The 11,575-nt window shown below is 64.9% G+C and carries 14 protein-coding genes; 8 read left to right on the top strand and 6 right to left on the bottom strand.

Features of this window, described 5'->3' with window-relative positions; all coding sequences use genetic code 11:
* Window positions 1-174: 174 nt before the first annotated feature.
* Complete coding sequence (locus tag HBA54_RS23915; RefSeq protein WP_167229492.1) at window positions 175-630, top strand: TspO/MBR family protein; 456 nt, start codon at window positions 175-177, stop codon at window positions 628-630.
* A gap of 28 nt (window positions 631-658) precedes the next feature.
* Here the strand turns inward: HBA54_RS23915 and HBA54_RS23910 are convergent, their stop codons facing one another.
* Complete coding sequence (locus tag HBA54_RS23910; RefSeq protein ID WP_167229489.1) at window positions 659-1,195, bottom strand: GNAT family N-acetyltransferase; 537 nt, start codon at window positions 1,193-1,195, stop codon at window positions 659-661.
* 198 nt (window positions 1,196-1,393) lie between these two features.
* On the bottom strand, window positions 1,394-2,344 hold the full coding sequence (locus tag HBA54_RS23905) for a LysR family transcriptional regulator (protein WP_167229487.1): 951 nt from the start codon (window positions 2,342-2,344) through the stop codon (window positions 1,394-1,396).
* A gap of 149 nt (window positions 2,345-2,493) precedes the next feature.
* Here HBA54_RS23905 and wrbA point away from each other — a divergent pair, with 149 nt between their 5' ends.
* The 3 genes from wrbA to HBA54_RS23890 are packed head-to-tail and all read left to right on the top strand — an operon-like array spanning window position 2,494 to window position 4,855.
* On the top strand, window positions 2,494-3,096 hold the full coding sequence (gene wrbA, locus HBA54_RS23900) for an NAD(P)H:quinone oxidoreductase (protein WP_167229485.1): 603 nt from the start codon (window positions 2,494-2,496) through the stop codon (window positions 3,094-3,096).
* Window positions 3,097-3,139: 43 nt separating this feature from the next.
* Window positions 3,140-3,838: a pirin family protein gene (locus tag HBA54_RS23895; protein WP_167229483.1), complete on the top strand. Its 699-nt coding sequence runs from the start codon at window positions 3,140-3,142 to the stop codon at window positions 3,836-3,838.
* A 30-nt stretch (window positions 3,839-3,868) separates the two neighbouring features.
* Window positions 3,869-4,855, top strand: a complete 987-nt coding sequence (locus HBA54_RS23890; RefSeq protein WP_167229481.1) for a glutathione S-transferase family protein — start codon at window positions 3,869-3,871, stop codon at window positions 4,853-4,855.
* 190 nt (window positions 4,856-5,045) lie between these two features.
* Here HBA54_RS23890 and HBA54_RS23885 read toward each other — a convergent pair whose 3' ends face one another.
* Window positions 5,046-6,026 (bottom strand): endonuclease/exonuclease/phosphatase family protein, encoded by a 981-nt coding sequence (locus HBA54_RS23885; RefSeq protein WP_167229479.1) that lies wholly within the window; start codon window positions 6,024-6,026, stop codon window positions 5,046-5,048.
* Between the two features lie 207 nt (window positions 6,027-6,233).
* On the opposite strand from HBA54_RS23885, the gene HBA54_RS23880 reads away from it, so the two are divergent.
* Entirely contained in the window at window positions 6,234-6,869 is a 636-nt protein-coding gene (locus HBA54_RS23880) for a pyridoxamine 5'-phosphate oxidase family protein (RefSeq protein ID WP_167229477.1), read from the top strand.
* Between the two features lie 154 nt (window positions 6,870-7,023).
* Here HBA54_RS23880 and HBA54_RS23875 read toward each other — a convergent pair whose 3' ends face one another.
* The gene (locus HBA54_RS23875; RefSeq protein ID WP_167229475.1) at window positions 7,024-7,875 is read right to left on the bottom strand and encodes an AraC family transcriptional regulator; all 852 of its coding nucleotides are present in this window, start codon (window positions 7,873-7,875) and stop codon (window positions 7,024-7,026) included.
* A 53-nt stretch (window positions 7,876-7,928) separates the two neighbouring features.
* Between HBA54_RS23875 and HBA54_RS23870 the strand changes: the two genes are divergently transcribed.
* The gene (locus HBA54_RS23870) at window positions 7,929-9,146 is read left to right on the top strand and encodes an MFS transporter (protein WP_167229473.1); all 1,218 of its coding nucleotides are present in this window, start codon (window positions 7,929-7,931) and stop codon (window positions 9,144-9,146) included.
* A 61-nt stretch (window positions 9,147-9,207) separates the two neighbouring features.
* Entirely contained in the window at window positions 9,208-9,681 is a 474-nt protein-coding gene (locus tag HBA54_RS23865; protein WP_167229471.1) for a GreA/GreB family elongation factor, read from the top strand.
* Window positions 9,682-9,848: 167 nt separating this feature from the next.
* Here the strand turns inward: HBA54_RS23865 and HBA54_RS23860 are convergent, their stop codons facing one another.
* On the bottom strand, window positions 9,849-10,484 hold the full coding sequence (locus tag HBA54_RS23860; protein WP_167229468.1) for an exopolysaccharide biosynthesis protein: 636 nt from the start codon (window positions 10,482-10,484) through the stop codon (window positions 9,849-9,851).
* 259 nt (window positions 10,485-10,743) lie between these two features.
* The gene (locus HBA54_RS23855; RefSeq protein WP_167229465.1) at window positions 10,744-11,082 is read right to left on the bottom strand and encodes a helix-turn-helix transcriptional regulator; all 339 of its coding nucleotides are present in this window, start codon (window positions 11,080-11,082) and stop codon (window positions 10,744-10,746) included.
* Window positions 11,083-11,279: 197 nt separating this feature from the next.
* On the opposite strand from HBA54_RS23855, the gene HBA54_RS23850 reads away from it, so the two are divergent.
* Entirely contained in the window at window positions 11,280-11,507 is a 228-nt protein-coding gene (locus tag HBA54_RS23850) for a helix-turn-helix domain-containing protein (protein ID WP_167229462.1), read from the top strand.
* Window positions 11,508-11,575 lie beyond the last annotated feature (68 nt).

Genomic DNA, 11,575 nt, shown 5'->3' with positions numbered 1-11,575 from the left:
GCGTCTCATTCGGCAAGGCGGGCTGTGCAGCGCGATGCGGCACATCGGATAAGCGCTGCAACGCAGCCAGGCCGCGAAAAGGCCTCGGTCAAATGGCTCCAATTGGTCGGAATATGCTCTAGCAAGGTTCCCATGCATCATCCAAGGCGTCTCGCTCCGCTGACGAGCCCCATCATGCTGCTCGTTTTCGTTATCATCTGCCTGCTTGCCGGGCGGCTGGGGGCTGTGCTGACGGCAACTTCGCTGACCGACTGGTACCCCAGTCTCGTGAAGCCGGCCTGGACCCCGCCCGATGTCGTCTTTCCGGTGGTCTGGTCGCTGATCTTTCTGGCCATGGGCATTGCCGCCTGGCTGGTCTGGCGTGAGGCCGAACGCGGTCAGTTCCTCAAGCCGTTCAGCCTCTTCTTCCTGCAGCTCTTCCTCAACGTCCTCTGGTCGTTCGCGTTCTTCGGCCTGAAAAATCCGCTGATCGGCGTCTTGGTCATCGCCGCCCTGATCGCGGCGGTGCTTGCCACGACGCGCGCCTTCTCAAAGATCGCGCCGGTCGCCGGTTGGCTGTTTCTGCCTTACATCCTATGGCTCGGCTACGCCGCAGCGCTGAACGTCGCCATCTGGCGCCTCAACGCCTGACCGCGCGGCGGCTCACCGGTCTTGACCGTCAAGCGACGGAGCGGCGAAGCCCCCTCTGGGTCTGGGAGACTGTCGGGCCGCTTCCGATCACACCGTAGACCTCGGTCAGGGCGCCGGGCACCAGTGCTTTCACCTGAAAGCGCTCCGGCTCCACCGGGCCGGGCAGCGAGAGACCGATGGTGCCGGCCGAGACAAAGCCAAAGGGGCGGTAGTAGGTCGGCGCGCCAACCACAACGCAGATGCTGTGCCCCAGCTTGGCGGCTTCATCCAGGCTGTGACCGACCAGGGCCTTGCCGATGCCGCGCCCCTGTTGGGCCGGTTCGACCGCAAGGGGCCCCAGCAGAATTGCCGGCGTCTCGGCAATCGCGATCGGCCAATAGCGGATCGAACCGAGCAGACTGCCGTCCTCGGCGACCGCGGAAAAGCACAAGCCCGCCACCGGTGCAATGCCCTCGCGCAGGCGATAGACCGTCCGCTGTGTGCGGTCGAAACCGAAGGTCCGGTCAAGCAGGGGCGTGTTGAGGGCGGTGTCATCCGGCCGCTCGGGCACAAGAACGAAGGTCATGATCTCTTTTCCAGGTGAGCCGTCCTAAAGAACGGCGTTTGCAGACTGCAGGCGTGGGCGCACGCAAAAGGCGCGGGGCTCAGCGTCGTCGTCGCAGTCTTTCCTGGTTCGCCAAGGGATCCACCCTCCTCTTATGCTTCGCTCGAACGGCTTTTGCCGTTCACGAACAACTGCCATATCACAGTTGTCTTAACGATTCTAGCCTTGTTGCATTGGCGCGGCAGGCTGCAGAACCCGGTCCAGCCCGTCGTCCCAATAGGGCTCGGGGCCGAAGCGCCCGGCCAGAAAGTCTACGAAGGCCCGGACCTTGGCGGAGAGGTTTCGGTTGTGCGGATAGACCGCATAGATGCCCTGCGCCGCCAGGCGAAAGCCGCACAGCACGGGCACCAGCCGGCCGGCCAGCAGGTGTTCGCCGACGATGAAGCTCGGCAGCGCCGCAATGCCCATACCGGCAAGGGCGGCACTGCAGAGCGCGTCGCCGTTGTTGGCCTGGAAAGGCCCTTTCACCTTCACCCGGACCGGACCGCGCGGGCCGGCGAAACGCCAGGCATGACGCTGGTCGAGGTTTGAATAGATGAGGCAGTCGTGCCCGCTGAGATCTTCCGGCTGCAACGGCGTGCCGCGCTGCGCCAGATAGTCGGGCGCGGCACAGAGAAGCGCCTGGCTGGGCGCCAGGTAGCGGGCGATCAGGCTGGAATCCTGTAGCGCGCCGGTGATGCGGATCGCGACGTCATAGCCCTCCTCCACTAGGTCGACGAAGCGGTCGTTCATGACCGCATCGATAACAATCCGGGGATAGCGCGCGTGAAACTCCGGGATCACCCGGGCCAGGTGCAGAAAACCGAAGGACATCGGCGCGTTCAGTTTCAGCAGGCCGCGCGGCGCCGCCGACAGGCTGCTGACCGCCGTCTCCGCCACCAGGGCCTCGTCCAGCACCCGGCGGCTGGCTTCGTAAAAGGTCGCGCCGGCCTCGGTCAGCGAGAGACGCCGGGTGGTGCGGTTCAGCAGGCGGACCCCAAGCCGGTCCTCCAGGCGGCCGACCTGCTTGGAAACCGCCGATTTGCTGACCCCGAGCACCCGGGCGGCAGCGGAAAACCCTTCCGCCTCCACCACCTCGGCGAAGACCGCCATCTCATCCAGCCGCGACATACTATCGTTTCCTTATAGAAACAATGATGTTCCAAATCGACCTATTAATAATCGAAAGAGAACGAATTAGCTATCATCCAGGCCGCTTTTGCGGCGACCCCGCAACCGCAACAGCCCGCCCGGCGCGGCGCCAATCAGGGAAATACAGGATGACCAAGCTACTCGTGCTCTATTACAGCAGCTACGGACACGTCGAAACCATGGCCGGCGCGATCGCCGAGGGCGCGCGCGAAGTCGCCGGAACCGAGGTCACGGTGAAGCGGGTGCCCGAGTTGATGCCCGAAGAGGTGGCCAAGAACGCCGGGGTGAAGCTCGACCAGGCCGCGCCGCTGGCCGATCCGAACGAGCTGGGCAACTACGACGCCATCATCTTCGGCACGCCGACGCGCTTCGGCAACATGGCGGCACAGATGCGCAATTTTCTCGATCAGACCGGCGGCCTGTGGATGAAGGGCGGACTGATCGGCAAGGTCGGCAGCGTCTTCGCCTCCACCGCCAGCCAGCACGGCGGCCAGGAGACCACGATCACCTCGTTCCACAGCACCCTGTTCCATCAGGGTATGGTGGTGGTCGGCGTACCCTATAGCTGCAAGGAGCTGATGCAGATGGGCGAGATCAGCGGCGGCACCCCTTACGGCGCCACCACCCTTGCCGACGGCGACGGCAGCCGCCAGGTCAGTGAGATCGAATTGAGGATCGCCCGCTTCCAGGGCCGCCACGTGGCGGAGATCGCCGGCAGGCTGGCGGGCTAGTTGAAGCGTGGAGAGAGGCTCCGCGCGCTGAAGGATAAAGACGATGATTGAGATCAAGACTTTCGACGACCTCGGCCGCTTCCAGAACGACTGGCTCTCGGCGCGCTATCACTTCAGTTTTGCTGATTACTACGACCCGGCGCGCATGGGCTTCGGCCCGCTCAGGGTCTGGAACGACGACAAGATCCTGCCGGGCACGGGCTTCGACCTGCACGGCCACCGCGACATGGAAATCATTACCTACGTGCGCGAAGGGGCCATCACCCACAAGGATCATCTCGGCAACGAGGGCAGGACCGAAGCGGGCGACGTGCAGGTGATGTCCGCCGGCAGCGGCATCATGCATGCGGAGTTCAACCGCGAAGACGAGGCGACACGGATTTTCCAGATCTGGATCGAACCGGCGGTCCACGGCGTCGAGCCGCGCTGGGAAGCCCGCGCCTTTCCAAAAGCCGAGCGCGCGGGCGAACTGGTCGCCCTGGCTTCCGGCCGCAGGCAGCATCAGGAGGCGCTGCCGATCTATCAGGACGCCGCCATTCTGGGCGCGACCCTGACGGCGGGCCAGGCGGTCAGCCATGACCTGGACCCGGGGCGCAAACTCTACCTGGTGCCGGCCAAAGGCAGCATCACGGTGAACGGTGTGAAGGCGGGCGAGCGGGACGGCATCGCCATCAACGATGTCGACAGGGTGGAGATCATAGCCGAAACCGACGCCGAGATTCTGCTGGCCGACGTCGCCTGAACGAAGACGCGAACGAAAAGGAAGAACATCATGGGTCTCTTGGTGGACGGTGCCTGGAAAGACCAGTGGTACGACACGAAGTCGAGCGGCGGGCGCTTTCAGCGCAAGCAGAGCGCCTTTCGCAACTGGGTCACCGCCGACGGCGGCGCGGGTTCCAGCGGTGAGGCCGGCTTCAAGGCGGAGGCCGGGCGCTATCACCTCTATGTCTCGCTGGCCTGCCCCTGGGCCCACCGCACCATGATCCTGCGCAAGCTGAAAGGCCTGGAGGACCTGATATCGGTTTCGGTGGTGCACTGGCACATGGGCGAAGAAGGCTGGACCTTCGAAGAAGGACCCGGCGCCACCGGCGACCCGCTGAACGGTGCCCGGCTGATGCATCAGATCTATACCAAGGCCGATCCGCTCTATAGCGGCCGGGTAACCGTGCCGGTGCTCTGGGACAAACAGAAGGGCACCATCGTCAGCAACGAGTCGTCCGAGATCATCCGCATGTTCAACAGCGCCTTCGACGGCCTGACCGGGTCCAACCTGGATTTCTATCCCGCCGCTCTGCGTGAAGAAATCGACGCCATCAACGCACCGATCTACGGCCACGTGAACAACGGCGTCTACAAGTGCGGTTTCGCCACCAGCCAGGAAGCCTATGAAGAAGCCTTCGACGCGCTCTTCGCCACCCTGGACGATATCGAGGCGCGGCTGGGCCGCCAGCGCTACCTCGCCGGAGATGTCGTTACGGAAGCCGACTGGCGGCTCTTCACCACCCTGCTGCGTTTCGATCCGGTCTACTACGGCCACTTCAAGTGCAACCAGCGGCGCCTCGCCGACTATCCCAATCTGTGGAACTACACCCGCGAACTTTACCAGATGCCGGGCGTCGCCGAGACCGTCGATCTGTTCCACATCAAGCAGCACTATTACGGCAGCCACGAAAGCGTCAACCCGACCCGCATCGTCCCCAAGGGCCCGGCCATCGACTTTTCAGCGCCGCACAACCGCGAGCGCCCGAGGGCGGCTTGAAATGATCAGTTAGAGAGATTTCCGATCACATCGGGGAAACCGCTTCCGCTTCACGTCATCCCGGACTTGATCCGGAATCCATGGTGCCGACGGCTCGATCTCTCGCAGGAAGCATCGAGGCTTCCCCGCTATGGACCCCGGATCAAGTCCGGGGTGACGGAAAACTGGTCCCTCCCGGTAGGAAGGCGTTTTACAGATCGAACTCTGCGACCAGGGGGGCGTGGTTGGAACGCGGATCATCCTCCGCCATCTCCACTTCGTCGGGCAGCGCGTCATTCAGCGCCTCGATGCCGGTGAAACCGCTATGCAAGGCGGGCGAAGCCAGGATGTGATCGAACATCAGCCTGCGCCCACCGTGGATCACGCTGTAACGCCTTTCCGCCGGCAGGGCCTGCTCAAGGAGGTGCAGCGCCCGCGCCGCCAGGGCCGGGTTGCCGTTGTCTTCGACGGCGGCGCGCAGAATTCTCGCCGGCGTTTCCTCGACGCCTGCGTTGAGGTCGCCGCAAACGGCGATCAGGGCCTGCGGTTCCCTGTCGAAGAGCTGTTCCACCAGCAGGCGCGCCTCCAGCGCCTGACCGCTGCGCATGATGGTCGCTGCCAGCAAGCCATCGGCCCAGCCGGCGACGGAGGACCAAACCTGCGCCGCGGTCTTCTGGCCGGGAATCGGCGCCGCCAGGGGCGAACGCAGATGAAGGTTGATCACGTGCAAAAGCCCGCCGGGTAACTGCAACAGGCAGTACAGAAGCGGACGGTCCCAGGCCAGGGTCGTGCCGCCGCTCTCCCGCGGGACGGCGGTCACCGCTTCATAGCGCCGGGGCGGCACCAGATCGTTGCGCAGTTCGCGGACCTCCAGGATCGGGAAGCGGCTGGCGAGCGCCAGGTTGTGAACATCGGCCAGGCCGCCGCCGGAAACCGCCGTGCTGGTCACCAGGTGGTATCCGGCATAGGCGGTGGCCGCCAGCAGCTTTTCCAGGGCCAGTGGCTGGCGCCGCGCTGCCCCGGCATCTCCCTCTGCCGCCTCAGGCTTCTGTCCGTTGACCTCCTGCAGACAAAGAACGTCGGCACGCAAACGATCCATCTGCGGCGCCATCACGGCGATCCGCCGTTCCAGGGCCGCCTCCCCGCCACGCCGCAGATCCAGGGACTCCAGGTTAAAGGTCGCCAGGCGCATCGCCGCCCTCCGAAAGGCTGCTTCAGATACCCGCTGCTTAGCAACGGCCGGCCGCTGAGGCTTTGATTCAGCGCAGAGCCGAGCCCGCAAATCCAGCAGGAAAGCCTTTTTTGCGACCGGTAGAGCGGACTAAACTACTCAAGTAGAGGCCTGCCCTGACCACCCCGGCGGGCGGCGGCAACATCCCTGTGCAGCAAAGGGCCGGCTGTGGCCATAGACAAGATCGATATCTGGAATGCGGACGAAGAACCACGGCTGAGCGCCGTTCTGAGCGAATGCTGGGCGCTGCTCCTGGACGGCGCGTCGGATCCGAAACACGATCTCTATACACCGGCACTGGCGACCAACGATCCGGCCCACGGCGCCATGGTGCGCACGGTGGTTCTGCGCCATGTCGACCGGGAGCGCCGACAGCTTACCTTCTATACCGACCTGCGCAGCCGCAAGGTCGGCGAAATCCAGGCCGACCCCAGGGTCAGCCTGTTGTTCCTGGCCCATTCCGACGACACCCAGATCCGGGTTCAGGCAGAGGCCAGAATTCATCACGGCGACGCGCTGGCCGAAGAGGCCTGGGCCGAGGTGTCTTTGAGCCAGCGCCGCTATTACATGGTTTCCGGTCCGCCCGGCCTGCCCTGGGCCTGGCCGACATCGGGCCTGCCCGAGCGTCTGGAAAATCATCCGCCGGGGAAGGCCGAAAGCCAGATCGGCAAACTGAATTTCGCCGTGGTGGTCTGCACCGTCAGTCAGATGGACTGGCTTTATCTCACACCCTACGGCCACCGCCGCGCCACCTTCGCCTGGAACCAGGCCGGACAACTGCAGACATCCTGGCTGGTCCCCTGACTGGGCCTACCGCACAACCAGCCCCCTCATCCCGACCCTCTCCCACGCAGGGGAGAGGGGGAACCAAAAAGGGCAGCTGTATTTCCCCCTCCCCTTGTGGGAGAGGGAGGGGGCCGCGTTAGCGGGAGGGTGAGGGGGCTTTTGGTTGCTCTGCCTATTCACCCGCACCGCGCTGGCGCAGGTAGCGGCCCGGGGTGTCGCCCAGGCTGCGGCGGAACATGGCGATGAAGGCGCTGGGGCTCTGATAGCCCAGGTCGAGCGCGACGGCGGTGACCGCTTCGCCCTCGGCCAGGCGGGCAACCGCCGTAACCAGACGCAGACGTTCGCGCCACTCGCCGAAGGTGAGGCCGGTTTCCTTCACGAAAAGCCGTGCCAGGGTGCGCTCGCTGGCCCCGGCGCCCCTTGCCCAGTCGGCCAGAGGCCGGCCGTCGGCGGGATCGTCGATCAGCGCCCGGGTTACTTTCAGCAGGCGCGAATCACGGGGCTGGGGCAGGTGCAGGGGCTCCGGCGTCAGGGCGCGCAGCTCGTCCAGAATGACCGCCATGATCCGCGCGCCCGGCCCTTCGGCCTCGTAGTCCAGGCCGACCTCGATGGCGCGCAGGATGAGGGCGCGCAGCAGCGCCGGCACCGCCACCACGCAGCAGTCGCCCGGCAGGCTTTCGGCAACGGCCGGGTCGATGTAGAGCGTGCGCATGGCGATGGTCTGGGCGTGGGACACCTGATGTTCCACCCCCGGCGGCACCCAGACCGCCTGCTCCGGCGCCACCACCCAGGTCCCGGCGGCGGTGGAGACGGTCATCACGCCGCTCACCGCATAGAGTAATTGTCCACGCCTGTGGTGGTGCCAGTCGCGCCGGCTGGGCCCGATGTAGTCCCGCGCCATCGGGGCGATGGGCCGCGCCGCGTCGGTGAGATCGCCCGGATGCCCGCCAGAGTGGCCCGGCGGCGGATCGACGGGCCTGACACGCCAGGACGCCGCCGGCCGGATTTGTCTGTTTGTAGCCATAATCTGTCATTATACAGCAAGACAGGCAACTCTGCATAGCCTAGATAAGGAGCATGACGACGCCCCTGAAAGCCCGCCTTCAATCCTGGCAGCGCCCGGAAGTCCTGCTGCTGCTGATGGCCGCATCGGTGCCGCTGAGTTTTGCCACCTGGCAGGCGCTGCTGAACAACTTCGCCATCGAACGCGCCGCCTTCACCGGCGCCGAGATCGGCATCCTGCAGTCGCTGCGCGAAGTCCCCGGTTTCCTTGCCTTCGGCGTGGTCTTCCTGCTGCTGGCGTTCCGCGAGCAGCGCCTGGCCTATCTCTCTCTGCTGCTGCTCGGCCTCGGCACTGCGGTAACAGGCGCTTTTCCCACGGTGATCGGGCTCTACATCACCACCGTCGTCATGTCGCTCGGCTATCACTACTACGAGACCCTGCAGATCTCCCTCTCGCTGCAGTGGATCGACAAGGAAAAGGCGCCGGAGACCCTGGGCCGGATCATTGCCGTCGGTTCCTTCGCCTCCATCGTGGTCTTCGGCCTGATCTGGCTGACCAGCGACATCCTGGCGCTGGATTACTTCTGGATCTATGCCATCGGCGGCGGCGTGACGGCGCTGGTCGCCCTGGTCGCCTGGCTGGGTTTCCCCACCTTCCCGCAGGAGGTCGAGCAGCATAAGCACCTGGTGCTGCGCAAACGCTACTGGCTCTACTACGCCCTCACCTTTCTCTCCGGCGCGCGGCGGCAGATCTTCGTCGTCTTCGCCGGCTTCCTGATGGTCGAGAAGTTCGGCTACGACGTCGGCGCCATCGCCCTGCTGTTCCTGCTGAACGCCGCCATCAACGTCTGGCTGGCGCCCAAGATCGGCCGCCTGATCGGACGTATCGGCGAGCGCCGGGCACTGATCTTCGAGTATATCGGCCTGATCGGCGTCTTCGTTGCCTATGCCTTTGTCGAGGACGCCACTGTGGCGGCGGGCCTCTATGTCGTCGACCACCTGTTCTTCGCCCTGGCGATTGCGATCAAGACCTACTTCCAGAAGATCGCCGACCCTGCGGACATCGCCTCCACCGCCGGGGTCAGCTTCACCATCAACCACATTGCCGCGGTCTTCCTGCCGGCAGCCTTCGGCTTCCTCTGGCTGGTCTCCCCGGCGGCGGTCTTCCTGAGCGGGGCGGCGCTGGCCGCCGGCTCCCTGCTGCTGGCCCTCAACGTGCCGCGCCATCCGCAGCCCGGCGAAGAGGTGCTGGTGGGGCGCATCCCGCTGGCAGCATCAGCCGCCGCGGAGTAGAATTCCGGCTTCGTCCAGACTGGATTCTAAGATTCTAACAAGACGCGTTGGCCGGGCCGGCATGGCTGAAGATATCCGCAACCTGATCACCCCCGAGGGTCTTGAGCGCTTTCAGCAGGAGCTGACCGAGCTTCAGGCGGAACGCCATGTCGTCTGCGGCATTGTCTCCTGGGCCGCCGGCAACGGCGACCGCAGCGAGAACGGCGACTACATCTACAACAAGCAGCGCCTGCGCCAGATCGACCGCCGGTCTTCCTGGCTCGGCCGCCGCCTGGAAAACGCCACCGTGGTGCGCCCGGAGCAGCAGAGCGCGACCGGCAAGGTGCGCTTCGGTTCGACCGTCACCTACATCGACGAAGACGACCGCAGCCACAAGGTGCGCATCGTCGGTTACGACGAAGCCGACATGGCCCGCGGCGAGATCTCCATCGGCGCGCCCGTGGCCCGCGCCCTCATGGGCAAGGCCGCCGGCGACGGCGTCGAGGTCGAAACGCCCGAGGGCGTGAAGTACCTCGATATCGAAGACGTCACCTGACCGAGTCTTCCTGGCAAAAACAAAGCCCCCTCACCCCGGCCCTCTCCCACAGGGGGAGAGGGAGAAACAAAAAGGGTCGCTACAAAAACCCTCTCTCCTCGTGGGAGAGGGAGGGGCCCGCGTTGGCGGGAGGGTGAGGGGGGAGTGTTTTTTTTGTGCCGAGCGTGTCAGATCAAACTGTTGGCGCCGAGGACCAGCAAGGTTGCCGCCGTGGCGGTGACGAGGAGCGCAAAAGCGCCGAGGCAAAGACCGATGACCGTGACCGTGCCGTCGCGTTCGATCAGCCCCATGGCGCAAACAAGCAGCGCAAAGGCGGAGAGCAGTCCGCTGAAAGGGATCGGCAGGAAGAGTGCCGCCGAAACGACGAACATCAACGCACCGATCACGCGCTCGGCCTGGGGCCGGAACAACCGGGGATGGCGCGGGCGGATCACCTTTTCGATGGGCCGCAGCAGGGGCCGCAGCCGCATGACGATGCGCTGAAAGCCGCGCCGCGGAATCCGCCGCCGGGAGATGAAGCCGGGCAGCCGCACATGGGGAAACCCCAGCGCCATCTGCCCGGTCAGCAACAACAGGGGAATGGCGGTCACCACGTTGGAGCCGATCGGCAGCGGCAGCATGTTGACCACCGAGAACAGCAGGATCGACCAGCCGAAGGAGCCCTGGCCCTGGTCCTCCAGAATCCGCCCCAGGGGAACCGCATCGAGCTTCCGGTAACGGCAGACCGCCCAGAGCAATGCCCGGGACATAGGCCGCGACAGGGGACGCCGCGCCGCAACCGGCTGGCCTTGTAGTGCCGTCATCCATTCTTCCTGAAGTGATCAACAGGCCTTCATATCGGGGCATTCGCCGCCAACGGCAAGCGGCAAGATTGGCACCGGGGTTGCGAGGATAGACGCGATAAACTCCCCTCATTCTCCCGCTGCGCGGGAGCCCCCTCACCCCGGCCCTCTCCCACGGAGGGGAGAGGGGGAACCAAAAAGGGCCGCTGTAATACCCTCTCCCCTCCGTGGGAGAAGGAGGGGCCCGCGAAGCGGGAGGGTGAGGGGTAACCGAGCGCCGTTATGTAACCGGTTTGGCAAGGCAGACGCCGGGGCCGCCGCTGCCGTCATCGTCGATCAGAAGAACGCCTGCCGCCTCGAAGGTCAGGCGCAGAAGCTGGGCGGTGCCCGGCTTCAGGGCGTTATGGCCGAGTTCGAAATTGCAGAGAGTGATGTAGTGGATGCTGGCGCGCTCGCCGAGATCTTCGCGGCTCCACCGCAGCATGGCGCGCGCCGCGCGGCACTGTGGGCCGGTGATTATGGGTTTACCGGCGATCTGGAAGGGTTCCGGCAGCACCGGAACCGCCCCGGCGCCGTTGCCGGGGGAAGACGAATCCGTGATAAGACTGGCTTTAGCCATGACCTGACTCCTCTTAAGTCGGGTTGCGGTCAGGCGCGGAAGGGTGCGGCTAACACCTTTTCGCGCCGCTTTTCTCGATTGAATGTTTTCAGTTTATATGAACTTTAAACATTCAAGTAAAAATAGAAAGCCTCGCGGGAAAAATCAATGATTTTCGCAACCTTGACGCCTAGCGGTCAGCCGTTGAGTATCCCGGCATGATTACCCCGGACCAATCCCGCGCCGCCCGCGCCCTGTTGCGCTGGAGCATACCCGATCTTGCGAAAGCCTCCCGCGTCAGCATCAGCACCATCAACGGTTTTGAGTTGGAGCGCCGCAGCCCCATCCCCGCCAACATCACCGCCATCAAGGCCGCACTGGAAGCCGCCGGGGTCATGTTCATCCCCGCCAACGGCGGCGGCCCCGGCGTGCGCCTGAAACAGTAGCGCCGCGCCACCCGCCACACACAGCCGTCACCCTCGGGCTTGTCCCGAGGGTCCATGGCACCACCGCA

The organism is Pelagibius litoralis (assembly GCF_011683915.1).
Classification (GTDB): Bacteria; Pseudomonadota; Alphaproteobacteria; order Kiloniellales; family Kiloniellaceae; genus Pelagibius; species Pelagibius litoralis.
The sequence above is the reverse complement of the archived record's forward strand: the minus strand, read 5'-3'. Positions and strand labels throughout refer to the sequence as shown.

Bases quoted from the DNA above. Each gene is read 5' to 3' on its own strand.
- HBA54_RS23915 (WP_167229492.1), top strand. From the start codon at position 175: ATGCTGCTCGTTTTCGTTATCATCTGCCTGCTTGCCGGGCGGCTGGGG.
- HBA54_RS23910 (WP_167229489.1), bottom strand. From the start codon at position 1,195: ATGACCTTCGTTCTTGTGCCCGAGCGGCCGGATGACACCGCCCTCAAC.
- HBA54_RS23905 (WP_167229487.1), bottom strand. From the start codon at position 2,344: ATGTCGCGGCTGGATGAGATGGCGGTCTTCGCCGAGGTGGTGGAGGCG.
- wrbA (WP_167229485.1), top strand. From the start codon at position 2,494: ATGACCAAGCTACTCGTGCTCTATTACAGCAGCTACGGACACGTCGAA.
- HBA54_RS23895 (WP_167229483.1), top strand. From the start codon at position 3,140: ATGATTGAGATCAAGACTTTCGACGACCTCGGCCGCTTCCAGAACGAC.
- HBA54_RS23890 (WP_167229481.1), top strand. From the start codon at position 3,869: ATGGGTCTCTTGGTGGACGGTGCCTGGAAAGACCAGTGGTACGACACG.
- HBA54_RS23885 (WP_167229479.1), bottom strand. From the start codon at position 6,026: ATGCGCCTGGCGACCTTTAACCTGGAGTCCCTGGATCTGCGGCGTGGC.
- HBA54_RS23875 (WP_167229475.1), bottom strand. From the start codon at position 7,875: ATGGCTACAAACAGACAAATCCGGCCGGCGGCGTCCTGGCGTGTCAGG.
- HBA54_RS23870 (WP_167229473.1), top strand. From the start codon at position 7,929: ATGACGACGCCCCTGAAAGCCCGCCTTCAATCCTGGCAGCGCCCGGAA.
- HBA54_RS23865 (WP_167229471.1), top strand. From the start codon at position 9,208: ATGGCTGAAGATATCCGCAACCTGATCACCCCCGAGGGTCTTGAGCGC.
- HBA54_RS23860 (WP_167229468.1), bottom strand. From the start codon at position 10,484: ATGACGGCACTACAAGGCCAGCCGGTTGCGGCGCGGCGTCCCCTGTCG.
- HBA54_RS23855 (WP_167229465.1), bottom strand. From the start codon at position 11,082: ATGGCTAAAGCCAGTCTTATCACGGATTCGTCTTCCCCCGGCAACGGC.
- HBA54_RS23850 (WP_167229462.1), top strand. From the start codon at position 11,280: ATGATTACCCCGGACCAATCCCGCGCCGCCCGCGCCCTGTTGCGCTGG.